Raw genomic sequence first — 26,902 nt, 5'->3', positions numbered from 1 at the left:
CTCATTTACTCATTCAAAATTATGAAATCACCATCCCGCCGTTCGGCCCTGAAAACACTCGCCGGAACCGCCCTGACCTTTTCTGTTCTTGACTCCTTCGCTACTCAGATGGACGCTACCGAAAAAACTGTTTATCCGCCCTTGAAAGGCCGGATCAATCATTCCGTATGCAAGTGGTGCTACAACAAAATTCCGCTGGAAGATTTTGCCAAAGCCGCCAAAGACATGGGCATTACGGGCATCGACCTGCTCGATCCTAACCAGTGGGACGTGGTGAAAAAATACGGTCTGACCTGTTCGATGGCGCAGGGAGCCGGAAAAGGCATCAACGACGGTTTCAACGACCCGAAATTCCACGATGAACTGATCGCCAGCTACGAAGCCATCTTCCCGAAACTGAAAAATGCCGGTTTGACGCAGGTGATCTGTTTCTCGGGCAATCGCCGGGGCATGGACGACGAAAAAGGGCTGGAAAACTGCGCCGTGGGTCTGAAAAAACTCATGAGCAGCGCCGAAAAACACGGTGTGACGATGGTGATGGAACTGCTCAACAGCAGAGTTGATCACAAGGATTATATGTGCGACAAGTCGGCCTGGGGCGTTGAGTTGTGCAAACGGGTGGGTTCTGAGCGGTTTAAGCTGCTGTACGACATCTACCACATGCAGATCATGGAAGGAGATATTATCCGCACCATCCGGCGCGATCACCAGTATTTTGCGCACTATCACACGGGCGGCAATCCGGGTCGGAATGAGATCGATAATGGGCAGGAGCTTTATTACCCAGCCATCATGCAGGCCATTGTTGATACCGGTTTCAAAGGCTTTGTTGCCCAGGAGTTTATTCCGAAGCGTGACCCGCTGACTTCACTGCGCGAGAGCATTCAAATCTGCGATGTATAACCGTACGGACGGACGTAAGCCTGTAAGGCTGGCGACGCCGTAAAGGGTAAAACAGCAAGTTGATAGGTACAAAAAAGGCTTCCTCCATACCGGGGAAGCCTTTTTTGCAGGGGTTTGGTGTGATTTAATTCGCGTAGCTGATAAACCGTTGCGTTTCGGTTGCGGGAATGGCCCCAACTTCAATCCGTCGAACCACAACCTGATCACCGTTGCTGATTTCCAGGTAGTAGGTTCCGGTTTTCATGCCTTCGAAATTGAATTTTCGCCAGTGGCTGGCCGGGATTTTGGTCAGCGATTCTTTGTACAGAACGGCATTGCGGGCATCTTTCAGCCGGATGGTCACGCGCCGGGGTTGCCGAACGGCCAGCATCAGGTTAATTTTCTCCCGCTGCCCCAGAAACAGGTTTACATCAAAAGCCTTTTGTTCAGTGCTGGCATTGCCGGTATGGGTCGGTTGGGCGTTGGATACCGGTACGATTAACCCCAGAAAAAGCGCCATTAGTAGTTGTTGTCCAATCGTTTTCATTGTACTATGTTGTTTAAGTGATGGGACAAAATTGCTGCCTTTTGGATTATTAACAAAACGAATTATTTTTGTCGAAATCATGAATTTTTCTCATCATGGAAATCCGGCATCTTCAGATGGTGAAAGAGGTGGCAGCTTGTGGTAACCTGACCAAAGCCGCCGACCGGCTCTACCTGACTCAATCGGCGTTAAGCCACCAGTTGAAAGAGATTGAAGGCTTTTTTAACACACAGTTGTTTATCCGTGACAAAAAGCAGATGCTGCTGACGGATGCCGGGGCGGTGGTTCTGGAAGCCGCCGAGAAGATTTTGCAGGAAGTGGCCGAAACCAGGGCGAAGGTTAAATGCCTGACCGAGAAAGATGCTGGTGAGGTACGGCTTTGCACGGAATGTTACACGTCGTATCACTGGCTGTCGGGTTTTTTGCGGGCCTACCGCGACGTATACCCGAAAGTGGATGTAAAAATTGATATTGAAGCCACGCATTTTGCCGAGCAACACCTGCTCGAAAATAAGATTGATGTGGCCATTCTGGAAGAAGCCGAAAACCCCAAGCTGAACTACACGCCCCTGTTTCAGGACGAATTCATGGTGATTGTGGCTCCGGATCACGAATGGGCCCACCGCAGTTGGGTTGAAATTGATGAGTTTGCCAACCAGAATTACATCATGTACAACATTCCGGATGAGCAAAGCACTAATTTTAAGATGCTCTACAAAAACTTTCGGCCTCCGCGGGTGTATAAAATGACGCTGACCGAAGCGATTCTGGAAATGGTAAAAGCCGGGATGGGCGTGGCCATGTTACCAAATTGGGTGGTTCGGCCCTATCTGCGGTCGGGCGAACTAGCGGCTGTTTCGCTGACCGAAAAACGCCTGCTGCGAACCTGGTATGCCGCCACCCTGAAAAACAAGCAACTCCCGCCGTATACCGACGCGTTCATTGAAAAATTGGCGTCTTACATGAAAGAACTCGACGGGTACGCTGTCATGTGTTCGGCCTAGGAAAACGGCGTCGAATGCATACGAACCCATTTATTCATTGTTTCTTAACTAACCTGAATTGTGTCTACTTCTACGGATTCTGCCCCGCTGCCCCGGCGACTGGGATTGTTACAAGCTACGGCCCTGAACATGATCGATATGGTTGGCATTGGGCCGTTTGTGGTCCTGCCGCTGGTGATTCAACTCATGGGTGGGCCGCATTTTCTGTGGGCGTGGATTCTGGGCGCGGTTATTTCGCTGATTGATGCGCTGGTCTGGTCGGAGCTGGGCGCGGCCTATCCGCAGGCGGGTGGGAGCTACAACTTCCTGAAAATTGCCTACGGCGAAAATCGCTGGGGAAAGCTCCTGTCGTTTCTGTACGTCTGGCAAACCATGATTCAGGCTCCGCTGGTAGTGGCGTCGGGAGCCATCGGTTTTGCGCAGTATGCGTCTTATCTGATTCCCTTTGACGAGTGGCAGCGTAAAGCCGTATCAGGCGGAGTGGTTATTCTGATTACCATGCTGTTATACCGTAAAATCGAATCCATTGGCCGCATCAGCATCCTGCTGTGGGTCTGTGTGCTGGCCACGCTCGGCTGGATTATCTGGGGCGGATTGACGGGTGGGCAACAAACGGTTTCACTGGCTATTCCCTCGGGTGAAGCCATCTCCGGACTGTTTGGGGCCGGTTTGGGCATTGCATCCGTTAAAACCATCTACTGTTACCTGGGCTATTATAACGTCTGCCACCTCGGCGGGGAAATCCGCAATCCGTCGCGGATCATTCCGATCAGTATGCTGATTTCAGTCATCGGCATTGCGGTGTTGTATCTGGCGATGAACTGGAGCGTGGTCAAGGTTATTCCCTGGCAGGAAGCGCAGCACAGCGAGTTCATCATCAGCGCGGTCATTGAGCGGCTGTACGGTACGCGGGCGGGTTCCATCGCCACCTTCATGGTGCTGATTGTGGCGTTTTCGTCCCTTTTTGCGGTATTGCTGGGGTATTCGCGGGTTCCATACGCGGCAGCGGCCGACGGGCAGTTTTTTCCTGTTTTCGCCAAGCTCCACCCAACCCGTCATTTTCCGTACATTTCGCTGCTGTTTCTGGGTGCACTCGGCTTCGGTTTTAGCTTGCTGTTCCGTTTATCCGACGTAATCACGGCGATTCTGGCGATGCGGATTGTGGTGCAGTTTATCGGTCAGGCCATCGGTTTACTGCTGTTACACCGGCGGAAACAGACCGGTTCGTTTCCGTTCAGAATGCCGCTTTATCCGTTACCGGTTTTGCTGGTTATCGGCATCTGGACGTTTATTTTTATTTCAACCGGTCAGGCATTTATGGTGTCGGGATTAACGGTTATTGGCCTGGGCATCGTGGTCTATCTGATTACCGCCCGAATTCGCAAACAATGGCCGTTTGATGCGGCCGACCAATCCGCTAGTCCGCTGGTGGACCCGGCAGAACCGTAGGCTTAGTCTCTATCCGGCCCCGCCAGTACTCGCGGCTGTAAATCCGCTGGAAGGGCCAGTTTTTCATCCGGAGCGCAAACGGCGTATAAGCGTGGGCGTCTTTCGGGCTGCTTTCGTAGTACAAATCATCGTCGGTTAGCAGCAGTCCGGCGTAGTGATCGGCCAGTTTTTTGGTCAGATCGGCAAAAGGCAACTCTTCAACCAGACCGGGCTGGGTATCTTTCAGTTCGTCTTTCAACAACCGTGCGCCCGGAATCCGGTCGGTCTGGCGGGGTTGCGGGCAGTACGCTCCTTCGGCCACCGACAGCGCATATTCCAGATACTGCTTCAAGGCTTTCGGCCCTTCGTTAGCGGTATTTTCGACGTTCAGTTGCTGCGGATAAATGCTGGTGACGACGTAAATCCGTTCCCGCGCCCGGGTCACGGCCACGTTCAGCCGGTTTTCGCCCCCTTTGGCGTTCAGGCTCCCAAACTGCGCCGATAGCCGTCCGCGCGGGTCGGGCGCGTAGCCGATGGAAAAAATAATTACGTCACGCTCGTCGCCCTGCACATTTTCAATGTTCTTGACGAACGTGGTTTCTGTAACGGATTCAGGGGAGGGCAAAACCGGCGACGAACCGGCTTGCAAACCTGCCAGCGTGCGTTCTTCCAGCAACTCCTGAATCAGTTGCTGCTGCTGAAAGTTAAACGTTACAACGCCGACGGAGCGACCCGGTAGTTCGGTCGCCAACTGGTCGATCAGGTCGGCCACGGCGCGGGCTTCGGTTTCGTTGGTGTTATTCTCCCAAACTCCTTTGACGTTCAGATACCGAATGGCGGGCTGCTGGCGGTTGAGCTGGTGGAAATCCGGGAGAAGTTGTAGCGAGTTTTTGTAGAAAAGCCGGTTTGAGAAATCAATCAGATCCATCGAGCGACTCCGGTAGTGACCGCGCAACTGGGTCTGCGGAAAATAGTGCGTGGTCAGGTCCAGAAGTGATTCCACTTCCAGTTCAACGGGCGTTTCTTCGTCGGGGGCGGTTTCGAACCGGATGCGGTACAGGTCGCTGGGTTGTAGCTGCTTGCTGTCGCCGGTAATAACCACCTGTTTGGCCCGGTACATGGCCGGAATACCGTTCTCGGCAAAGCACTGCGAGGCTTCGTCGAAAATCACCAGATCGAACAATTCCGGTTTCATCGGAAAAATAGCCGACACCGATTCCGGCGATGCCATCCAGCAGGGAACCAGTTGAAACACCTCCTCCGAAAACTGTTCCATCAGCTTCCGAACGGGCCAGATGTTGCGTTTTTTAGTTACCTGATGGTTTAAATCCCGGTACGTAACCAGATTATTCAGTCGGTTAAAGGCCAGGTTCTGATACGTCCGTTCGCGGAGTTTGACCAGCAGAATCTGACGGCTCAGCGCCTGTTTTTTCTGAACGCTTTCCTGAAGCGCCGTTTCCAACTGGCTCATTTTTAGGGAGGAAACACTGCGCAGAATCGGATAACGGGTTTCGAGGTGTTCAATCCAGGCCAGATGCAGACTGTTCAGAAACCGCTCAACGGATAAGGGCTCACCGAGTCGCTGCACAATTTCGCGTTCAGTGTCCGAAAACCGTTCTTTCAACCGGTCGGCTTCGATCAACAAATCCACATCCTGCTCCAGCGACCGCATAAGCGTCTCGGTTTGGGCCGGTTCCTGCCAGAGTCGCCCGATTTGCGATTCGCTTAAAAACAGCTGCCATTGGCTCAACTGAAGGGCCACATTCCGTCCGGTTTCCAAGAGGTGTCGGGCGGTTTTGGCAAACGCTTCGACGGTTTTCAGTGCAGATTCCGGAAGCTGACTCAGCCAGGGAACTGCTTTCATCCGGCGGACGATTTCGAGTGCCTGGCGGCCCAGCCGAACGGTTAGAAAGGCGTTTTCGGGCGTTACGTCCTGCTTGGTTTTCTGCTCAATCTGCTGGCGGAGCAGTTCAAACCGGATTCGGCGCTGTACGCGTTCGAGTAAAACCGGCAGCGTTTCGTCGGAAAGTGCAAAACCGTTGGCTTCGGCAAGGTGCTGCAAACCGGTTTTATCTTTGCTGAATAAACCCCAAACCGTCCGGCCAAGCAACGACGAACGGCTTTGAATGGCTTCCTGCAACCGTTGCGCGGTGTTGGGTAAATCGCTGACGGGTAGGCTTTTTTCAATACCGTTTCCGCTCAGACACTCGCTAATCTCCACTTCCAGACGTTCGAGTTCTTCCGGTTCGGTCCTGAAAAGCGGGTGGGTGGGCTCCTGCTGCAACCGGCGCACCCAGTGCCAGCGTTGTGCCGACGGCTCGGGTTTGAGCAGGGTTAACAGCGCCGAGGTTTCCCATTCATCTTCCTGCACGGTTTGCCAGTCGGACAGCGAAAACGGGCGGTTGGTCAATGCCTGGGCCTGTTCGCTGGTGGTCCGGACAAAACCGGGTAAGTCTTGGAGCAGCTTTTTGAGCGCCGGTAGCTGGTTAAACGAAAAGGGGGCAAACGAAAGCCGGTCGGCCCACGGATGGGTAGGGCCCAGACGGTTCAGGTACGCGCCGTATTCCCGGAGTCGTTCCACAAAATCCGTTACCGAATCGGGCCGAAACTGGGTGTAGATATCTTCCAGCGGAATGGTAGGCGCCGTGGGATCGCTGGTCAGGTACAATTGCTTGACGGATATACCCGCTTCGGTTTCATCAAACAGCGCATCCTTGAAGGCTTGCAGTTCCGTCAGTGTCTGATCAATCCGGCGGCTTTCCTGATCAAAATTCCGTTCGAGCAGAATGGCGTCCAGCCCGTAGTTCTGTTTCCGGTATTCTTCCACCCGCTCGACCTGCCCGGCAAGCTGATCGTAAAGCGCTTTGCGGTCGTTTTTAAAGTCGTGAATCAGGGCCGAAAAGGGCTGCATTCCCACCTGCCGCAGTCGTTCGTGGACCACGTCCAGAGCCGCCCGTTTCTGACAGACCAACAAAACCCGTTTTCCCTGCGCGGCAAAATCGGCCATGAGGTTCCCGATCAATTGCGATTTGCCGGTGCCGGGCGGTCCCTGCACCACCATCGACTCCCCGGTTTTGATGCGCCGAATGGCTTCCTCCTGGGAGGCATCAATGGCCAGGGGCGTATGGAGGTTTTCCTCCCGAATCAAAGGTTGGGTAGACGGGAGAGGGGCAAAGGGAAAGCCGTGTTCAATGTTCTGGGCATCAATTCCCTCAAGCCGGTGTCCTACATCATCGGCAGCGAGCAGCTCTTCATAATCCGGAACGAGGTACGAACCGGCCTGTGGGAAAATGCCCAGAACGGCCTCCGGATAAAGTTTTAGCTCGCCCGACCGTTCGAGCTTGTCCAGATCAGACTTTTTGAGCGCGTTGAACCATTGCAACTGATCGGTGAACAGGTCCTGATTGAAATTAATCTCCAGCGGACTTTCTTTCAGCCATTCGTACAATTGGGTCCGGAAAACCGTAGCGTCTTTGTCGTACTCATCCAGCGTGTGTTCCAGCACCGTGTCCGGCAGGATGTACTGGTTGTAGTAGGCATACGCCATCAGAAAACTGCGGTTGAGCGTAATCGGCTCGTCGGCCCGGCGCACCAGCAGCCACTTGTTACCCTGTTGCTGGAGGTGAACCGGGAAGAAAACCAGCGGCCCGTGAATCGCCGTACCGTCGGCCAGCTTGCCCCGCACAAATGGGTACCCGACGTATAAATCTTCGGACCCGCGTTCGGCTTCAATAAACCGGTCGGTCCGGGCAATTTTCCGGAGCTTTTTGCTGACCTCATTGGCCTTTTCCATCCGGGGGTCGAGTACGTCGCAGAGCGGAATCGTCGGACGGCGGGCCATCAACTGCCGGATGAGGTCAAAAGACGGTTTGTTATCCAGAAAATCCGTTTCGTGCAAATCCAGAAACTGCTCAACGGGCAGGCTTGTCAGCAACAGCGAACGGTTGCGGCTGCTGAGGTTGGTCAGGCGTTTGAGATAAGCTTTAAGAACGGTCTGGGATAATTGCATAGGGACGTACCCACGGACGAAAGGCCGTGCACCGATTTATAGCGTTACGTTTGACTACTTTAGTTGAACCCTGGGCCGGATCGGTCACCCGGCCCGGGGTTGGCTTATACCTGAATTTCCTCCGGCTCTTTTTTCTTTTCCGGAATCACCCAGGAGGCTACAATACTAACGCCCAGAATGGTCAGGATAACATACAGCGAGTAAACCGTTTCAAACCCAACGGATTCCAGCCAGCTGTGGAAGATCATTTTCAAACCGATGAACGTCAGCAGAACCGCCAGACCGGTTTTGAGGAACCGGAACTTGCTCATAATGCTCGACAGGAAGAAGAACATCGACCGCAGCCCCATGATGGCAAAGACGTTCGAGAAAAAGACGATATACGGGTCTTTCGTAATCGAGAAAATGGCCGGAATCGAGTCGACGGCAAACACTAGGTCGGTAAAGGCAACGACAATGACGACAATGAACAGGGGCGTTACAAACAGCTTGCGGTCGGTTTTCCGGCGGACGAAAAAGTGGTCGATCACGTTTCGGCGGTACACGTTCAGGTACTTGGCCGACAGTTTCACGGCGGGGTGGTTCTTGGGTTCCATCTGCTGATCTTCATCTTTTTCGAAGAACAGTTTAACACCGGTATAGACCAGAAACGCGCCGAAAATATAGATGATCCATTCAAAGCGCTGTAGCAGGGCCGCCCCCACGAAAATAAAGATAAACCGCAGAATGATGGCGCCGAGAATCCCCCAGACCAGAATCTTTTTGTAGAATTTCTCCCGCACGCCAAACGACGCGAAGATCATGATAAACACAAAGATATTGTCGGCAGAAAGGGAGTATTCGACCAGATAACCGGTGATGTATTCCAGCGCCATGTTGTTCTGGAAAATGGCCAGACTTTGCTCAAAATTGCCCGGAATCAGCGTGAGGTGATCGGCGTAGCGGTTGCGGATTTCTTCCAGCCGCGCCATGTCGGTAATACCATGAACGAGGTAGCCGTAGTTTTTGATAAAAAAGTAAAAAGCGATGGACAGGGCTACCCAGATGGCGCTCCAGGTTCCGGCTTCTTTAAAGCTCACAATGTGGCTTTTCTGCTTGGAGAATGCCCCCAGATCGAAGGCCATCACCAGCAGAACAAAGAGCGTAAAACAGGCGAAAAATATGGTTTCGTAACTCATGATATTCGTGAAAAAACGGAATAAAAGTGCAATATAACGCTATTCAAGTAACAGGCCGTGATTTCCGTTGATTCCTGAATTTACAATTTTAGGGACTTACGGAATGAATGCAGGATTAGCGGCTATCTGGTCGGTTACTTCGGTCGTTTGTACGGGGTGGGTAGCGGGGATTATTTCCAGAATCATCGATTCCAGCGTTAGGCCGGGGCCAAAGGCACAGCTTAAAATATTGCCCGTTTCGGGTGTTGATCGCAACTGCTTCTGAATTGCTTTCAGGACAAACAAAACCGTGGCCGACGACATATTGCCGTACTGCCGCAAGACCTCGTAAGCAAAGCGGTTTTCGTGAGAATCGATGCCTAGTTGCTGCTCAATGACCTCCAGAATTTTTCGGCCGCCGGGATGCATGGCATAGTGGGTAATGTCTTCAATGGCGAGTCCGCCGTGTTCCAGCAGCCGGGACAGGGCTTTTCCAATACCGTGCTGAATCACCGTCGGCACCGCCGAGGTGAGCGTCATTTCAAAACCGTGGTCGTTGATAATCCAGCCCATGTCCTCTTTTCCGTCCGGCCAGAGATCACAGAAAAACGTGCGCATTCGGAAGGAAGGGGCAGGCTGGTTAAGATTGGGTTGCGCTTCAACCAGTACAGCGGCCGCACCGTCGGCAAAGAGGGCGTTCGACAGAAGCTGATCTTCATCGGTTTTTTTCTGAAAATGGAGGGTACACAGTTCCAGACAAACCACCAGCACGCAGGCCGACGGATCGGCCCGGACGAAGGCATCGGCGGTTTTGAGTGCGTTGAATGCGCCGTAACAACCCATAAAATTGATGGCGGTGCGGTGCAGCGTCGTGGGCAGGTTCAAGGCTTCGATCAGGTCAATGTCCAGCCCCGGCGCGTACATCCCCGTGCAGCTGACCGTAATCAAGTGCGTCGGCTGAACGGTTTTTCCGTTCTGATGCAGATTCTCAATGGCGGCCAGTGCCAGGGGCAGCGCTTCCTTTCGGTAAATTTCCATCCGCCGACCGACCGTTGGAAAAGGTTCCAGATCCGATGTATTGGGGAAAAATGTATATTCACCCGGCGAAGTACCGTAGTCGGGCAGCACCGAGTGTCGTCGGTCAATCCGGGTCAGACGGTACAGGGTTTGTAACTTGCGCCGGTTGCGCTCGTCAAACTGGAGGGCTTCCGCCATAAACGAAGCAATTTGTGACTGCGAAAAGCCGTAGCGGGGTACGGCGGTGCCAATGGCGGTGATGTAGCTATCCATGTAGTCCAGGTCCTTGTTGCCGGCTCAGTCCGGTTCTTCCCATATTCCTTGCTATAACCAGCGCTTCTCATTAATGTTAGACTTTCAATAATTTGTATGACCTTCCGGACTGTCTGGCTCCATTTGCGGGTGCCGTTTTCATTTTTTCTCCTGCCGGTTTTTCTGTTTGCGCTATCGCAATCGGACGCGCTTCGGCTGGGAACGCTCGACTGGATTCGGGTGGCGGTGGTCTGGGTGGTCATTCATTTGCTGCTGTATCCGGCCAGTAATGCCTACAATAGTTATTTTGATAAAGACGAAGGCAGCATTGGTATTCTGGAAACGCCCCCACCGGTCGATAAAACGCTTTTTTACGTCGCCTGGGCGCTCGACTTGCTGGCGTTACTGCTCGGGATCTGGGTGGGCTGGCCGTTTGTCGCGTATCTGCTCATTTACGGTTTTATTTCGAAAGCATACAGTCACCCGGCGATTCGGCTGAAAAAGTATCCGGTTATGAGCTGGCTGATTGTCAGTTTGTTTCAGGGCGGGTTTACGTACCTGATGACGCTTCAGGCTATTGACCGGTTGCCGATTGCGGAATTGATGAAACCTCAGCCGTTGCTGGCGGCTCTGCTGTGTACGATGAATCTGCTGGCGGTTTATCCCATTACCCAGATTTATCAGCACGAAGAAGACAGCCGCCGGGGTGATCTGACCATGAGCCGGTTGCTGGGGGTTCGGGGCACGTTTCTGAACGCCGTGTTCTGGTTTGCGGTATCGTTGGTGGGGTTTTACCAGTATTTCAGAGGAGCGGCCCTGTTCTGGCTGTTGCCGGTTTGTCTGTTGCCGGGTGTTGTTTATTTTCTGCTCTGGTATTGGCGGGTAAATCGGGATGTGAGGCAGGCAGATTTTCGGTCGGCGATGACGATGACGCTGCTGTCGGGCACAGGGCTGAATTTTTTCTTTCTTTTTTTACTGATTTTAACCGGTTCATAATCAGAATAGAACTGCTGTGGTTGGCAATAAATTGAAAATTTTTTCAGAAAAGTGCTTGCCAAAAAAGGTAGACCCCTTATATTTGCATCCACAAAACGGCCGGTAACGGCGTGAAACGCGAAAGTAGCTCAGCTGGTAGAGCGCGACCTTGCCAAGGTCGAGGTCGCGGGTTCGAACCCCGTCTTTCGCTCAAAAGCACCTTCGGGGTGCTTTTTTTGTAAATGCGGTATTCCCGCGCCGGGATGGCGGAATAGGTAGACGCGCAGGACTTAAAATCCTGTGGGCAGTAATGTCCGTACGGGTTCGATTCCCGTTCCCGGTACTTGTGAAGAGTCATAGGTTGCTGTTTTTCAGTGGCTTATGACTTTTTTCGTTTTAAAGGGTGAAACAAATGCTTTTTGCGTATTCGGCTGGATCGGGTAGATTCTACGGAACCGTTTTATCCTGCGCAATGATTTCTTCGTAACTGAATCATTGGATCGCTCCGTTTCTTCACGTAAAGACCCGTTATCAAATCCGGTCGTTCCGGATTTCATTTCCACCGGATGTATTCTCCGAATCATGCGGTCTGCTAGTTGTAGTACGGGCTTAGAAGCCAGTTTTAGGCATAGATAAACAACGGGCGGATTCGGGTCTGGTTCTGAATAGGCTGTAGCGCGCGTCGATCATCAGCCGACAAATCGCAACTGACTGATTCTCTTCGTAGAAAAAGATAAGCTTTTCTTCTTGACTTTATAGATGGCTTGCTTACTTTGCCGAATAATAAATTATCTCCGCCAAATAGTAAGTTATTTTAACTAGCCCCATGAAAGTAAAAGCTGACAAAATCCGTTTCTTTTCCCCTCAGGAAAACCAGGAGAAAACTCCTAAAGCAACCCCTAAACCACCTGCGTTTACGACTACCGTTACCAAAACCGGGCGCCTGGCATTTCCTCAAAAACTGATGGAAGGACTCCAGATTGATCCGTCCAAACCGTACTATAAAGTTGGTACGGTAAACCGCCGGAAGGGCGTTAAGGCGCTGTATCTGTTCCCAACGCAGGAAGGCGACCCCGAAGCGTTTGAACTGGCTAAAACTGGCCGGAGCTATTCCATCCAATTGAAAGGAGTACTGCAAAAAATCGGGCTTGACTTTGAAAATCAGCAGTATGATTTTACGATTCAGCCCTACGAATTCGGCGGGGGCCTATCTGGCTTCGAACTGGTATCGGAGCGGGTGACACCTCGCATGGGTACCGAGGACGAGGTCGACGACTAAAGGGCCGTTGCCGTACGGTTTGCAGACCGTTTCGGCAACTGAAAAGCGTTTTATAGCCTTAGGTACTACGCCGGAAGTGCGAATAAAAAAGTCCGAATTCCAACTCTTTGGTTGGAATTCGGACTGTCATAACGTTGAGTTGAAAATACTGGATTTATCGTTAGGCTACTATACTGTAGCGAACACCTGAAAGTAAAGTTTACTTCCTTAGTGGCTGAAATTGTGCCAGTTTTAATGATTTTGTTTATAGTGTTTATTTACAGTGGTTTATCTTTTTGCTTCGTGAATACAACTAGGCAAAGTGTGGAGGTACGTCGCCACTTGTGCGGCTAAATTTAAACACAACGTAGTCAGATTTCCTTCATTTACCGGCCTACCTGTCTCTTGTCTTCGGTACTATTTCCAGATTGAATGGTAAAAATTTATTGGTTAGGGCAAGGGTATTCCCGCAAAAAATACTCTTTAATGAAAAGACTGTTTTTAAGCCCCTATGAATCGTTCGGTTAACTCGGAAGATGCCTTCCAGCTTTTCAACAATAAAGGCTTACCCGCTCATCCGGTGAGGCAGGAGGTGGAAGAGAATAAACCCGTTCCTGTAGATGCTGAATTATTCATCCGAAAGGCTTTTGAAGAAAATCCTGAAACGGGCTATCAACTCTTATTCAAACGGTATTATCATCCCCTGTGCAGCCACGCAGTTCGGTTTGTGTATTCCAGGGAAGTGGCTGAGGATCTGGTTGTTGATATTTTTGCCCAGTTCTGGCAAAAGCAGTTGTACCGATCTGTAACGACTTCGTACCGGGCCTACCTGTTTACCTCCGTTCGGCATGCCGCCTTTGCCCATTTGCGCTCCGAACTGGGCCACGAAGCCATCACCGACGATCGCCTGGAACCGGATACCGTCAATACCCCGCAGCAACTGCTGCAATACAACGAATTAGCGTTAAAAATTGAGGAAATCGTCCGCTCCTTACCGCCCCAGAGCCAGAAGGTCTTTATGATGAGCCGGTTTGAAGGGAAAAAGAACGGCATGATTGCCCAGGAATTACAACTCTCCATCAAAACCGTGGAAGGGCATATCACGAAAGTTCTAACAATTTTACGGCGGGTTTTGCAGGAACACGGGTTATTGTCCGTGCTGGCGTGCGTCAGTTTGTGGGCAATTGAGCAAAAACTAACACTACTTTTTCAACTCATACCGTCAGCGATCTTTCTCAACGTATGAAACCAACATTATCGAGGCAGACTATCATCAATGTCTTTGAAGGAAAAGCTTCGCCATTGCAGAAAAGTCTGGTTCAGGAATGGCTGGAAGTGCCGGAAAATCAGGAACTCTACTTTCAATGGCTGGAGGAATGGGAACGGGACAATCCGCAGTTTTTTCCCGATCAGGAAACCGCTTACCGTAAATCGTTACAGCAGCGTCAAGGACCTGAAAATCCTCAAACTCCTTTCTCGGATGAAGTGTCTGCCTGGAAACCGGTGAAGAACCGGTGGTTTTTCTGGAGTCTGGCGGCTTCCGTACTCCTTCTGATAAGCAGCGGAACGGCTTTGTTTTTTAAGGAGGAGTTGTTGTATCGGCACTATAAAACCTCCTACGGTGAGGTCCGCACGTTTACCCTTCCGGACGAAAGCCGAGTGGTCCTGAATGCAAACACCACCCTGAAAATACCGCGTTTTGACCTGTACCAGACCGATCGGCGGGCCTGGCTGAGCGGGGAAGCCGAATTTTCGGTAAAGCACACAAAAGACCATCGGCGGTTTGTGGTGTATACGCCCGATAACCTGGAGGTTCAGGTGTTGGGCACCGAATTTATTGTCTACAGCCGCAACCGGGGCAGTAAGGTCGTTCTCAACAAAGGAAAGGTGCAGATTCGCCTGAAAGACCAGACGGATCCCCCGCTGGTGATCAGGCCGGGGGATATTGTCAATCTCTCGCAACAGGGCCGGTTGACGCTCCACCACCGCCAGCCGGTCAGTCAGCACGGTGCCTGGAAAGACCACCGGTTTATTTTTAAAAATACCGCCATGTTGGAAGTGGCCAACCAGCTTACCGAGCGGTTTGGCGTACGGTTTGTCATTCGGGACAGTATCCTGGCGCAGCGCACACTGGGCGGTACCTTCAGAGCCCGGACCGCCGACGAAATTCTGCCCATTCTGTGCGATATGCTCAACATGAAGGTCCGGTACGGGGAGGACGCCCCGGATACCTACGAACTCATTTCTTCCCAATAATCCGCTTATACCTTTGTCTCATTCCCTATGATAAAACCCTTACAGTTACCAGTTCTGGTGGCCGGAATCGCCTGGGGGCTGTCGATACCTGGCCCATCCTCGGCGCAATTGCTGGCCCATCATCCTTTCTCGCAGCGAACGGTGGAGAAACAGCAACCCCGGATATTGAGCCTTCGGGAAGCACTGATGGAGCTCAAAAAGCAGCACCGCATTGATCTTCTTTTTGAGGAGAAATTGCTGGAAGGCATCAGTATTCCCGCCGATCAGTTGAATACGAAAGGCTCCCTCGAACGCAGTCTGCTCCGGCTTTTGCAGCCCGTTGGCTTGCGGTATAAGAAAGTCGGTCGGGATGCCTACGTTATTTTTCCGGCAAAGAGTGGTTCCAAAATCGGTTTTGACGAGTCTTCATCGGCCAGCGTACCCGCAGCCGACCGTCTGGAACTGTCTTCCCTGACGCCCCTGCAAAGTCTGAACACGTTTGCGCAGCAGGCCGTCGATAAAACCATTACCGGCACCGTAACCAGCGAAACGGGCGAAGGGCTGCCGGGCGTTAGTGTCGTTATTCAAGGCACTACGCGGGGCACCACGACCGATGCCCAGGGGAGTTACCGGATCAACGTTCCCAACGACGAAACAACGCTGGTTTTTAGTTTTGTGGGCTACGTGAGTCAGGAGCAGATTGTTAGAGCCCGTTCCATCATCAATGTTCAGTTGGCGCCCGATACCAAATCCCTGAACGAAGTGGTGGTGGTGGGGTATGGTCAGGTGAAAAAGAGTGACCTGACCGGCGCGGTAGCGAGTGTGCCGGTGGAAGAAATCCGTAAAGTGGCCGTTACGTCACTCGATCAGGCCCTTCAGGGCCGGGCTGCCGGGGTGCAGATTACGCAGAACTCCGGCGCACCCGGCGGCAGCACAAGCATCCGCATCCGGGGCGGCAATTCCATTCAGGGCGATAATGAACCGCTTTACGTAATTGACGGGATTCCGTTTAAAAATGACGGCGCAGGGAGCGGTTCGAGCTTCAATGTGCTGAGTACGCTGAATCCGAGCGATATTGAGTCCATCTCCGTCCTGAAAGATGCTTCTTCCACGGCAATTTACGGATCGCGGGGGGCCAACGGTGTTGTGATCATTACGACCAAACGCGGGAAAGCGGGCAAATCGACCATTAGCCTGGAAACCTACTACGGTGTTCAGAACGTCCGCCGGAAGTACCCGGTATTGAACGCGCGCGAGTATGCCCAGTTTGTCAACGACGCCAACACCAACGAGGGGCGACCGGCGGTGTATACCCCGGCCCAGATTGACGCCTTTGGCGAAGGAACCGACTGGCAGGACGAAATCTTTCGGCAGGCCCCGATCCAGAATTACCAGCTATCCATCAGCGGGGGCGACGAAAAGACCCAGTATGCCATCAGCGGGGGGTATTTCAAGCAGAACGGTATTGTCGTTAACTCCGATTTTGACCGGTATTCGCTGCGGGTGAACCTGGATCGGAAGCTGACCAATAAAATAAAAATCGGCAACAGCCTGACTGTCAACCGAACCGTGACGAACCAGTCGCGTACCGACGGTGATCTGGGCAGTGCGGGCCTGGTAACGATGGCGGCTCTGCAATTTCCGCCCATTCTGCCCGTTCGTGCCGCCAGCGGGGCCTACCTGATGACCGATCCTGCCCTCACGTTTACGGCGGATAACCCGGTTGCGCTGGCCCGGGACAGCAAAAACCGCAATACGGCCTACCGGGTTTTCGGAAATGTTTTCGGGGAGTACCAGATCATTCCGGGGTTGGATCTGCGCATTTCGCTCGGTATGGACGGCGTGCTGCAAAAGCAGGATTCGTACCTGCCCCGCTCCGTCTCCAGTGGACTGGCGCAGGGCGGAAGTGCCGGCATCTACAATTCACAGGCCCTTACCTGGCTGAATGAAAACCTGCTGACCTACACTCGCAGCTTCGGGTCGGACCATAACCTAACGGCCCTGCTAGGCTTTACGCAGCAGGCGAGCCGAATCGAAACCAGCCGCGCTCAGGCCCGGAACTTCGTCAACGACAACCTGGGGTCGAGCAACCTGGCGTCGGGTTCGGTGCCGCTAACGCCCGAATCCGGTGTCGGTACCTGGGGGCTGCAATCGTATCTGGCGCGGGTCAACTACGGTTATAAAGAGAGATACCTGCTGACGGCTTCGTTCCGCGCCGATGGGTCTTCGCGCTTCGGGTCCAATAAGCGGTACGGTTATTTTCCTTCGGCGGCCCTCGCCTGGCGGATTTCGGAAGAATCGTTTATGAAAGATGTCCGGGTATTGAGTGATCTGAAAGTGCGGGCGACGTATGGCATGACCGGAAACCAGGACGGCATCGGCAACTACCCGGCGTACTCGCTGCTCGGTACGCAGAATTACGTTTTCGGGGGTACGGTTTCAACCGGTCTGGGACCAAACCAGATTGCCAATCCGGATTTATCCTGGGAAACAACCACGCAGGCTGACATTGGCGTTGACGTGGGCTTCCTGAATGACCGCATTACGCTGACCGCCGATGCTTACCTCAAACGCACCCGCGACCTGCTGCTGAACGTGACCATCCCGAGCACATCGGGGTATTCGAGCGCCATTAAAAACCTGGGGAAAGTACAGAATAAAGGCATTGAGCTGAGCGTGTCATCGCGCAACATCGACGGCGCGTTTCGCTGGAATACCGACATCAACTTTGCGCTCAACCGCAACAAAGTGCTCGACATTGGGGGCGTCTCCCAGATTTTTGCCGGGAGTGTGGCCAACATTGGACAGAACATCAATTCGGGCATTATCCGCGTGGGCGAACCACTGGGGTCGTTCTACGGCTATGTCACCAACGGCCTCTACCAGACAACCGACGAACTGGCAGCTCTGAGCGACCCTCAGGCCCGCAAACCCGGCGACCGCCGGTATCTGGATCTGAACGGTGATAAGAAAATCGACGATAATGACCGGGCCATTATCGGACGGGCGCAGCCCAAGTTTATTGGCGGTATCAGCAACACGTTCGCTTACAAAGGTTTTGAACTGACGGCCTTTTTTCAGGGCGTTTACGGAAATGACATCCTGAATGCCAACCGGTTTGAGCTCGAATACCTGAACGGCACCACCAATCAGGACCGCGACATGCTCAACCGCTGGACGCCGACCAACACCAATACCGATATTCCACGGGCTTCGACGGTGCGTCCGGCCAACCGGATTTCAACCCGGCAGATTGAAGATGGATCGTACCTCCGCCTGAAGAATCTGCAACTGGCGTACAACCTGCCCAATCCGGTATTGCAAAGCCTGAAAATCCAGTCGGTGCGGCTGTATGTAACGGCCCAGAATTTCCTGACCTGGACCAGCTACTCCGGTTTTGATCCCGAGGTAAACCGTTTTGGGCAGGATAGCCGCAGTCAGGGCTTCGACTACGCCAGCTACCCGGCTGCCAAGACGCTACTTTTTGGCTTAAACGTTGGTTTCTAAATCTTTACTGCGTATTTCGATGAAAAAAAATATTCCTTTATTTTTCCTGCTACTGGGGCTTTTATCGGCTTGTGAAGTGCTGGACCAGCGTCCCGAGTCCAACTTTTCGCCGGCCAATTTTTACAAAAATGCCGACGATGCCAAAGCCGCCGTCAGTTCGATATATGACCCCCTGAACAACGCGAACCTCTACGGTCAGGTGATGTGGATCATTCAGGATCAGGCCACCGACGATGCCGAATGGGGCAACGGGCGATCGACGGCCAACCAGCCTAAAAACGACCTCGATAAATACACCTTTACGCCCGCAACCGTCACCTTTCAGTCGCTCTGGTCAACCGTTTATACGGCCATTAACCGGGCCAATACCGTACTGGCCCGCGTACCGGCTATCGACATGGATAACGACCTGAAAAACCGGTATCTGGCCGAAGCCAAATTCATGCGCGGCTTCTATTATTTCACGCTTGTACGGCTGTTTGGGGGTGTACCTTTGATTACGACGGAAACCACCTCGCTCAGCAACCTGAACGTGGCGCGGGCGTCGGTTGATGAAGTGTACGCTCAAATCATTCAGGATTTTACCGACGCCGAAACCGTGCTGCCCACGACCTATTCCACCGCCGACCGGGGCCGGGCCACCAAGGGCGCTGCTAAAGCCTTTCTGGCTAAAGTGTACCTGACCCGCCAGGAATGGCCCAAAGCCTCCGCCAAAGCAAAGGAAGTAATCGACCTGGGCGTGTATGACCTGTGGGCCAACTTTGCCGATGCTTTTGCGATTGCCAACAAGAACGGTAAGGAAGCCGTCTTCGAAGTGCAGGCCCTCAGTGGCGGTTTTGGTGAAGGAAGCTGGATGCAGGGCTATATGCGGCCCACTTTTGACCGCGTCAACGGGGTGGCTGGCTTCGGTGATGATCCCCCGACCGAAAACCTGTACCATACCTACCGGGCTGACGACAAACGCCGGGACGTTACCCTGCGGCTGTATTCGGCAACCGGAACGCCTGCGGCTCCGGCCAGCGTCCTGTTCCCCTGTTACGTCAACAAATACCTGGACCCCACGGCGACCGGAAACGGCGACGGCGGCAATAATTACCCCATTATCCGGTATCCCGACGTGTTGTTGATGTATGCCGAAGCACTGAATGAGCAGTCGGCCAACAATGCCGACGCCTACGCGGTTGTTAACCGAATCCGGAACCGGGCAGGGCTGCCCAATCTGACCCCCAACCTGAGTCAGGCCCAGTTCCGCGATAGCCTGCTGCTGGAACGGCGTCTGGAACTGGCTTTTGAAGGGCATCGCTGGTATGATCTGGCCCGCACCAAACGGCTGGTTGCTGCCCTGAAAGCGCAGAATCCGGGTATTGCCGTGGGAGAACACCATTATCTGTTCCCGATTCCGCAAACCGAGCGGGATGTTAACCCGCTGTTGACGCAGAATCCCGGCTATTAATTTTTGAAAACAGGTCTTTATCGACAGCCCGGTCGGAACCACGGTTTGGATCGGGCTGTACCCCCTTTTCTTTGTATGCAACGTCGAACGTTTTTGCAACAGGCCCTGGTTGCTGCCCCGCTGGCCGGACAGTTGTATTCCGTTGGTTTGCCGTTTCCAGGGCAGGAGTCGGTTACGGTTATTAATGCCGGTATTGGTGGGAACAACACGGTTGATTTGCTGGTCCGGATGCAGAAGGATTGTCTGGCCCACCAGCCGGAGCTGACCATTCTGATGGTGGGTACCAACGATATGAACAGCAAAAAGTACGTGCCGCTGCCCGAGTACGAAAAGAACCTTCGGCAGATTGTGTCGGACTTGCTGGTCGCCCGGAGCCAGGTGATGCTGATGACCATTTTGCCGGTTTATGAACCGTATCTGATGACCCGGCACGACCCGGCGTTTTACCAGCCGCAGGGCCATGCCTCCCGAAAAGCCCGGCTGAATGACACAATCCGAAAGGTGGCGGATGACCACAAACTGCCTCTGCTCGATATGCACCACATTTTCGAGAAAATTGGCAACGTTGGTCTGGACGTCAGCAGTTTAATCAAAAACGAAGCGAACAGCCAGAAAACCGACGGTATTCATCCGACCGCCGAAGGCTACCGCACGATGGCCGTTGCTATTTATACCTTTCTAAGTCAGAACGGACTCCTGAAAAAACGGATCGTCTGCTTTGGCGACAGCATCACGATTGGCGACGGAAATGGGAAAAATTACCCGGCTTACCTGCAACAATTGACGAACGTTTGATTCTGGTTTCCGCTGGCCCCGGTAATTTTCGGAGGTCAGTTGCTTTTATACATTGACTCCTGTTTCCAACATGAAAAGAAGATCTGCCATTACCTTATTTGCTGGCCTGCTGGCCACGTTCACCAGTTTCACCCTCCCCCAGCATAAACCGTTGGCGGTTCGCAAAGCCGATGTCATCATCTACGGTGGCACTTCGGCCGCCGTCATTGCCGCTGTGCAGGTTAAAAAGATGGGAAAAACCGTTATCGTTGTCTCGCCCGACAAACACCTGGGCGGCCTGTCTTCCGGCGGACTCGGTTTTACCGATACCGGCAACAAAGAAGTGATTGGCGGGCTTTCCCGGGAGTTTTACCAGCGGCTCTACCAGCATTACCAGAAGCCCGAATCCTGGAAATGGCAGAAGCGCGAAGAATACGGCAACAAAGGTCAGGGGACACCGGCGCTTGACGGCACCAACCGCACCATGTGGATTTTCGAACCCCATGCCGCCGAGCAGGTGTTCGAGGATTTTGTCAAAGAATACAAACTGACGATTCACCGCGACGAATGGCTCGACCGTTCGCCCAAAGGCATCACCAAGAAAGACGGTAAAATTCAATCGTTCCGCACCCTGAGCGGTACTGTTTACCAAGGTGCCATGTTCATTGACGCCACCTACGAGGGCGACTTGATGGCAGCCGCCGGGGTCAGCTACCACGTGGGCCGGGAAGCCAATCAGGTCTATAACGAAACCTGGAATGGGGTACAAACGGAAGTGTTTCAGCACGGTCACTATTTCAAAGCCAATGTAAGCCCCTACAAAGTGCCTGGCGATCCCAGCAGCGGTCTTCTGCCCGAGGTATCGGCGGATCAACCCGGGGCGAAAGGCTCCGGCGACCACAAAATTCAGGCCTACTGCTTCCGGTTGTGCATGAGTAACCACCCCGACAACCGCGTGCCGTTTCCCAAACCAGAGGGCTACGACCCAGCCCGCTACGAACTGTTGGCCCGGGTGTTCGACTCGGGTTGGCGCGAAACTTTCCAGAAGTTTGACCCTATTCCCAATCGCAAAACCGATACCAACAACCACGGCCCGTTCAGTTCGGATTACATTGGTAAGAATTATGACTACCCCGAAGCTTCGTACGAACGCCGGAAGGAGATTATCAAAGACCACGAACGTTACCAGCAGGGCCTCTTGTATTTCATGGCCAACGACCCCCGGATGCCGAAAGATGTGCAGGAACAGGTCAAACAATGGGGGTTGGCCAAAGATGAGTTTACCGACAACGGCAACTGGCCCCACCAGCTCTATATCCGGGAAGCCCGGCGGATGAAAGGGGTTTTTGTGATGAAGGAAGCCGATGCACTCGGTAAGACCGAGGTTCCGAATCCGGTGGGAATGGGGTCGTATGCGCTGGATGCGCACAACTCGCAGCGGTATGTCAAAGCGGATGGGTTTGTGCAGAATGAAGGCGATATTGGCGTTCATCCCGATAAACCGTACTCCATTGCCTACGGGTCGATTTTGCCGAAAGAGGAGGAATGCCGTAACCTGCTGGTGCCGGTTTGTGTGTCGAGTTCGCACATTGCCTACGGTTCCATCCGGATGGAACCCGTGTTTATGATTCTGGGGCAGTCGGCGGCTACCGCTGCGGTGTTGTCGATTAACAATAAGATTTCTCCGCAACAGCTTCCGTATCAGAAACTAAAAGAGGTATTGCTCAAAGACAAACAGCGGCTCACGTTGTGATCGGGGCGGGGATGGGCTACGGGCGCCATCCGCCACCCAGCGAACGGTAGAGGTTAACGACCGATTGCAGCCGCTGTAGCCGGTCGTTAACACTGCCTAATTCGGCCTGGAGCAGACTCTGGCGGGCCGTAATGACTTCGGTATAGTTGGCAAAACCGTTGCGGAGTAACTCCTGTGAATAGTCCACCGACTTTCGGAGGGCGATCATCTGATTGGATCGGATGCGCATTTTTTCGAGCGCCCTTTCGTGCAGCGACAAAGCATCCGAGACTTCCTGCCCGGCCGTCAGCAGTGTGTTCTGAAAGTTGAGGGCGGCCTCCTGCTGCTGGGCCTGGGCAACGGCCAGACGGGTTCGGTTGAGCCGCTGGTTGAAAATCGGTTGCGCCAGACCGGCCCCAATGCTGGCGGCCGTGGAAATGGGGTTAAACAGATTTACAAACGAAAGCGACGTAAACCCCGCCGTTCCGGAAATGCTTAAGGCCGGATAAAAATAGGCCCGGGCCACATTGGTGAGTTCGAAATAATACCGGTAATTCTGTTCGGCCTGCTGCACATCCGGGCGGTTGGCCAAGAGTTGGGCGGGTACGCCGGTTTGTAACGTAGAATCGATCCGCTGGTCATCCAGTCTGCCCCGTGGAATGCCGGCGGGCGGAGCACCCAGCAGAATGCTCAGGGCGTTTTCCGTCTCCCGAATGCTTTGTCTCAAATCCGGGATGGTCACTTCGGCTACGTAACGCTGGGATTCGCTCTGAACAACTGCGGCTTCGGTAACCACGGCCGATTCTTTCAGCGCCCGCATGGTGGTGACGGTGGTGTCCCAGTTGAAAACCGTCTGCTGGGTAATGGCCACTTGCTCATCCAGCGCCAGCAGTCGATAGTAATAATTGGCAATGCTGGCGATCAGGCCGGTTTGTATGGCCCGGGCACCGGCTTCCGACTGCAACAGGCTGGCCAGACTGGCCCGGCGGTTGGCGCGTAACCGGCCCCAGATGTCGGCTTCCCAGGCGGTTGTTAATCCCAGCTGGTACTGCGTCGCGTTGTTTCGTATGCCAAAGCCCTGCGCTTCGGAAAGTTTTGATTCGGTGATTCCCACGTTGCCATTCAGCGCGGGATAAAAAACGGCCAGACTTTGCCGGTAATACGCTTCGGCCTGCTGAATTCGGGTATAAGCGATTTTCAGGTCCAGATTCCGGGCGATGCCTTCTCGAATGAGCTGCTGCAAAAGGGTGTCGGTGAAAAGCTCATGCCAGCGCAGAGTCGCCAGCGAGTTGGTGTCGGTTGCGGACACATCCCGGTACAGGCCATCCGTTCGGACGGGTGCGGACTGGTAAGGCTGCGTGACTTTACAGGAGGCTACGGCTAGCCCCAACAGGAAAACAAAGAGTCCGAATTTTCCTTTTTTTGGGTCCATAGTTGCTTTATTACACACCGTATCCGAACAATTCGGTAATTATTGATGGCTGGTCTGCGGCACCTCGGTCGGCCGGAGGTCGGTGCTGTTTGGCTGCGTCAGCGGCTTGGGCGGCCCTCCGCTGATCCGCTCCTGCAACGTCTGGAAAACGACGAACAAAACCGGGATGACGAATACGCCCAGAACCGTACCAATCAGCATACCGCCCACGGCCCCGGTACCAATGGAACGGTTGCCCACGGCTCCGGCCCCGGTCGCTATCATCAGCGGAACCAGTCCCAGAATGAAGGCAAACGATGTCATCAGAATGGGCCGCAACCGGGCTTCGGCGCCTTCGAGCGCGGACTCAACTACCGACATACCGTGTCGCCGACGCTCCACGGCAAATTCTACAATCAGAATCGCATTTTTAGCCAGCAGGCCGATCAGCATAATCAGCGTGATCTGGAGGTAGATGTTGTTGGTAATGCCGAAGATGTTGGCGAAAATCAGCGCCCCGGCCAGCCCGACCGGCACCGACAGCAGCACGGCGAAAGGTAACACGTAACTTCCGTACTGCGCACTCAGCAGCAGGTACACAAACAGCACCACGAGCAGGAAAATGTAAACGGTTTGCCCGCCCGCCGAAATCTCTTCCCGCGTGATGCCCGAAAACTCGTAGCCGTAACCGGCCGGCAGGATTTGAGTCGCCACTTCTTCGATGGCCCGAATGGCATCCCCGGAACTGTAACCGGCATTGGGGGAGCCGGTAATGCCCATTGACGTGTACAGGTTAAACCGCGAAATGGCCTGCGGACCATACACTCTTTTCAGGGTGATGAATTCGGTGATGGGGGCCATCGTTCCGTTGGCGTTTCGGACGTAAATGGAACTCAGTCCTTCGGGATTGGCCCGGAAAGCCGCTTCCGACTGGTACATAACCCGAAACTGCTTGCCAAACTGGTTGAAATTGGACGCATAAACCCCGCCGTAATAGCCCTGCATCGTGCCCAGAATGTCGTTGACGGTGATTCCGGCCACTTTGGCTTTGGCAACGTTCACATCAATCTGGTACTGCGGAAAGTTGACGTTAAAAGAGGTGGAGGCAAACTGAATTTCGGGGCGCTCGTTCAGGGCCGCAATAAAATCGTTGCCAATTTTCGAGAAGGTGGCAATATCGCGGCCGCTGCGGTCCTGCAACTGGAATTCAAACCCGCCGGAGGTTCCGAAGCCCTGGATGGTCGGCGGAGCGAAAAAGATAATCCGGGCGTCGCGAATACCGCTGGTTTTGGCAAATAGCTGGCCAATCAGTGACTGGACATCCTGCCCCTTGCCGCCCCGTTCGTCCCAGGGTTTGAGCCGCATGACCACCATCCCGTAATTGCTACCCGTCCCGCTAATCATGCCCCGGCCCGTGATTCGGAGAATGTTGGCAATTTCCGGAATGGTGCGGGCGATGGCTTCCACCTGATTGGCAATTACTTCCGTTCGTTCGGTAGAGGCCGAAGGAGGCAGGGAAATGTCGGCCATGATGGAGCCGATGTCTTCGTTGGGAACAAAGGCGGAGGGGGTGGTTTGCATTAAAAAGACAAACAGACCGGCAAATGCCGCAATCATTGCCCACGCCATCCATTTTCGGCCAATCAGAAAGGCCACTGACTGATGGTATTTCGCCTTTGTTTTGTCAAACGTTCGGTTAAACCAGCCGTAAAAACGTTGCAGGACGCCCTTTTTCTGATGCCCTTCGCCCTGGTGAGGTTTTAGGAAAAGAGCACACAGGGCCGGGCTGAGCGTCAGGGCATTGATGGCCGAAAGAATAATGGAAATGGCCAGCGTTAACCCGAATTGTTTAAAAAATACCCCCGCCGAGCCGGCAATAAAACTGACCGGAACAAACACGGCAGCCATGACCAGCGTAATGGAAATAATGGCTCCGGAAATTTCACCCATCGCGTCTTTCGTGGCATCCAGCGCCGAGGTGTAGCCCTCGTCGAGCTTGGCGTGTACGGCTTCCACGACCACAATGGCATCATCCACCACGATACCAATGGCCAGTACGAGAGCAAACAGGGTGAGCAGGTTGATGGTAAACCCAAACAGGCCGAGGAAGAAAAACGTCCCGACAATGGCAACGGGTACGGCAATGGCCGGAATGAGGGTAGACCTGAAATCCTGCAAAAACACGAAGACGACCAGAAACACCAGCACAAAGGCTTCAATCAGCGTGTGAATCACCTTCTCGATGGACGCATCCAGAAATTCATTGGCATTGACCAGCGTGACGTATTTAATGCCCCGGGGGAATGTACGGGACGCTTCTTCCAGAACCCGAAGGCTGCCTTCAATCACTTCCTTGGCGTTGGACCCGGCGGTTTGGCTGATGGCGACACCCACCGACGGTTTGCCGTTGGTGGTGCTGCTGCTGGCGTAACTCATGGCACCTAATTCAATGCGGGCAATGTCGCGAAGCCGTAAAATCTGCCCGTTGGCCGTAGCCTTAACAACCACATCGCCAAACTCCTGGGTGTCTTTCAGGCGACCGGTGTATTTAATGACGTACTGAAACGATTGCTGCCCCTGCTCGCCGAACTGGCCGGGTGCGGCTTCAATATTCTGTTCGGCCAGAGCCGCGCTAATGTCGGCCGGAACCAGTCCGTAGGTGGCCATCACGTCGGGGCGCAGCCAGATCCGCATCGAATAGTCCATCCGTCCGAAGGCGTTGGCTTCTCCCACGCCGGTTACCCGCCGGATCAGGGGAATCAGGTTGATTTCGGCGTAATTTTGCAGAAACGTCTGGTCGTAAGCCGGGCTATCGCTGTAGAGCGAAAAAATGACCAGGTTGCTGCTCTGGCTTTTGGCGGTGGTTACGCCGGATCGGGTTACTTCCTGGGGCAGTAGCGGAGTTGCGCGGGAAACACGGTTCTGGACGTTTACCGAAGCGAGGTCGGGGTCGGTGCCTAATTTAAAATTGACCGTAATCCGGGCGGTTCCGTCGTTCCCCGCCGAAGAAGTCATGTAGGTCATGTTCTCGACCCCGTTGATCTGTTCCTCCAGCGGAACCACCACGCTATTGAGTACCACATCGGCATTGGCCCCCTGGTACGAAGTCGAGACAACCACCGTCGGAGGAGCAATTTCGGGATATTGCGAAACAGGCAAGGAAATCAGCCCCAGCACGCCCAGGATGACGATCAGGATGGAGATGACGGTCGACAGTACCGGCTGGTCAATGAATCGGTTAAACATACTTCCTGCTTTGGC

17 protein-coding genes and 2 tRNA genes are annotated in these 26,902 nt (G+C 53.6%); 13 read left to right on the top strand and 6 right to left on the bottom strand.

What is annotated here, in order from left to right:
- Positions 1-21 precede the first annotated feature (21 nt).
- On the top strand, positions 22-903 hold the full coding sequence (locus LX87_RS11890) for a hydroxypyruvate isomerase family protein (RefSeq protein ID WP_111628467.1): 882 nt from the start codon (positions 22-24) through the stop codon (positions 901-903).
- A gap of 124 nt (positions 904-1,027) precedes the next feature.
- Here LX87_RS11890 and LX87_RS11885 read toward each other — a convergent pair whose 3' ends face one another.
- Entirely contained in the window at positions 1,028-1,429 is a 402-nt protein-coding gene (locus LX87_RS11885; RefSeq protein WP_111628466.1) for a T9SS type A sorting domain-containing protein, read from the bottom strand.
- A gap of 95 nt (positions 1,430-1,524) precedes the next feature.
- Between LX87_RS11885 and LX87_RS11880 the strand changes: the two genes are divergently transcribed.
- Complete coding sequence (locus LX87_RS11880) at positions 1,525-2,433, top strand: LysR family transcriptional regulator (RefSeq protein WP_111628465.1); 909 nt, start codon at positions 1,525-1,527, stop codon at positions 2,431-2,433.
- A 60-nt stretch (positions 2,434-2,493) separates the two neighbouring features.
- Positions 2,494-3,882: an APC family permease gene (locus LX87_RS11875; protein ID WP_229310639.1), complete on the top strand. Its 1,389-nt coding sequence runs from the start codon at positions 2,494-2,496 to the stop codon at positions 3,880-3,882.
- On the opposite strand, the gene LX87_RS11870 is transcribed toward LX87_RS11875, so the two are convergent.
- The 3 genes from LX87_RS11870 to LX87_RS11860 all read right to left on the bottom strand — a co-directional run bounded on the left by LX87_RS11870 (position 3,851) and on the right by LX87_RS11860 (position 10,317).
- Positions 3,851-7,870 carry an AAA domain-containing protein gene (locus LX87_RS11870; RefSeq protein WP_111628463.1) on the bottom strand — a complete coding sequence of 1,340 codons (4,020 nt, stop codon included), beginning with the start codon at positions 7,868-7,870 and terminating at the stop codon, positions 3,851-3,853. The two genes, LX87_RS11875 and LX87_RS11870, sit on opposite strands and share 32 nt — an antisense overlap.
- A gap of 104 nt (positions 7,871-7,974) precedes the next feature.
- Entirely contained in the window at positions 7,975-9,051 is a 1,077-nt protein-coding gene (locus LX87_RS11865) for a TerC/Alx family metal homeostasis membrane protein (protein WP_111628462.1), read from the bottom strand.
- Between the two features lie 93 nt (positions 9,052-9,144).
- Positions 9,145-10,317 carry a type III polyketide synthase gene (locus tag LX87_RS11860; RefSeq protein WP_111628461.1) on the bottom strand — a complete coding sequence of 391 codons (1,173 nt, stop codon included), beginning with the start codon at positions 10,315-10,317 and terminating at the stop codon, positions 9,145-9,147.
- Between the two features lie 96 nt (positions 10,318-10,413).
- Between LX87_RS11860 and LX87_RS11855 the strand changes: the two genes are divergently transcribed.
- The 10 genes from LX87_RS11855 to LX87_RS11810 all read left to right on the top strand — a co-directional run bounded on the left by LX87_RS11855 (position 10,414) and on the right by LX87_RS11810 (position 22,251).
- Positions 10,414-11,292 carry a UbiA family prenyltransferase gene (locus LX87_RS11855; protein WP_111628460.1) on the top strand — a complete coding sequence of 293 codons (879 nt, stop codon included), beginning with the start codon at positions 10,414-10,416 and terminating at the stop codon, positions 11,290-11,292.
- Between the two features lie 117 nt (positions 11,293-11,409).
- A tRNA-Gly gene (locus LX87_RS11850) sits at positions 11,410-11,482 on the top strand.
- A gap of 46 nt (positions 11,483-11,528) precedes the next feature.
- Positions 11,529-11,614 (top strand) — tRNA-Leu (locus LX87_RS11845).
- Between the two features lie 483 nt (positions 11,615-12,097).
- Entirely contained in the window at positions 12,098-12,550 is a 453-nt protein-coding gene (locus LX87_RS11840; RefSeq protein WP_111628459.1) for a hypothetical protein, read from the top strand.
- A 490-nt stretch (positions 12,551-13,040) separates the two neighbouring features.
- Positions 13,041-13,775, top strand: coding sequence for an RNA polymerase sigma-70 factor (locus tag LX87_RS11835; RefSeq protein WP_111628458.1), 735 nt, complete (start codon positions 13,041-13,043; stop codon positions 13,773-13,775).
- Entirely contained in the window at positions 13,772-14,785 is a 1,014-nt protein-coding gene (locus LX87_RS11830) for a FecR family protein (protein WP_111628457.1), read from the top strand. The genes LX87_RS11835 and LX87_RS11830 overlap by 4 nt, the downstream gene beginning before the upstream one ends.
- 27 nt (positions 14,786-14,812) lie before the next feature.
- Complete coding sequence (locus LX87_RS11825) at positions 14,813-18,271, top strand: SusC/RagA family TonB-linked outer membrane protein (protein WP_111628456.1); 3,459 nt, start codon at positions 14,813-14,815, stop codon at positions 18,269-18,271.
- A gap of 19 nt (positions 18,272-18,290) precedes the next feature.
- Positions 18,291-19,724, top strand: a complete 1,434-nt coding sequence (locus LX87_RS11820) for a RagB/SusD family nutrient uptake outer membrane protein (protein WP_111628455.1) — start codon at positions 18,291-18,293, stop codon at positions 19,722-19,724.
- Positions 19,725-19,799: 75 nt separating this feature from the next.
- On the top strand, positions 19,800-20,519 hold the full coding sequence (locus LX87_RS11815) for an SGNH/GDSL hydrolase family protein (RefSeq protein ID WP_111628454.1): 720 nt from the start codon (positions 19,800-19,802) through the stop codon (positions 20,517-20,519).
- Positions 20,520-20,589: 70 nt separating this feature from the next.
- Positions 20,590-22,251: an FAD-dependent oxidoreductase gene (locus LX87_RS11810; protein WP_111628453.1), complete on the top strand. Its 1,662-nt coding sequence runs from the start codon at positions 20,590-20,592 to the stop codon at positions 22,249-22,251.
- Between the two features lie 16 nt (positions 22,252-22,267).
- On the opposite strand, the gene LX87_RS11805 is transcribed toward LX87_RS11810, so the two are convergent.
- Entirely contained in the window at positions 22,268-23,662 is a 1,395-nt protein-coding gene (locus LX87_RS11805; protein WP_111628452.1) for an efflux transporter outer membrane subunit, read from the bottom strand.
- Between the two features lie 39 nt (positions 23,663-23,701).
- Complete coding sequence (locus tag LX87_RS11800) at positions 23,702-26,887, bottom strand: efflux RND transporter permease subunit (RefSeq protein ID WP_111628451.1); 3,186 nt, start codon at positions 26,885-26,887, stop codon at positions 23,702-23,704.
- Positions 26,888-26,902: the final 15 nt, after the last annotated feature.

Source organism: Larkinella arboricola (assembly GCF_003259745.1).
GTDB lineage: Bacteria > Bacteroidota > Bacteroidia > Cytophagales > Spirosomataceae > Larkinella > Larkinella arboricola.
The sequence above is the reverse complement of the archived record's forward strand: the minus strand, read 5'-3'. Positions and strand labels throughout refer to the sequence as shown.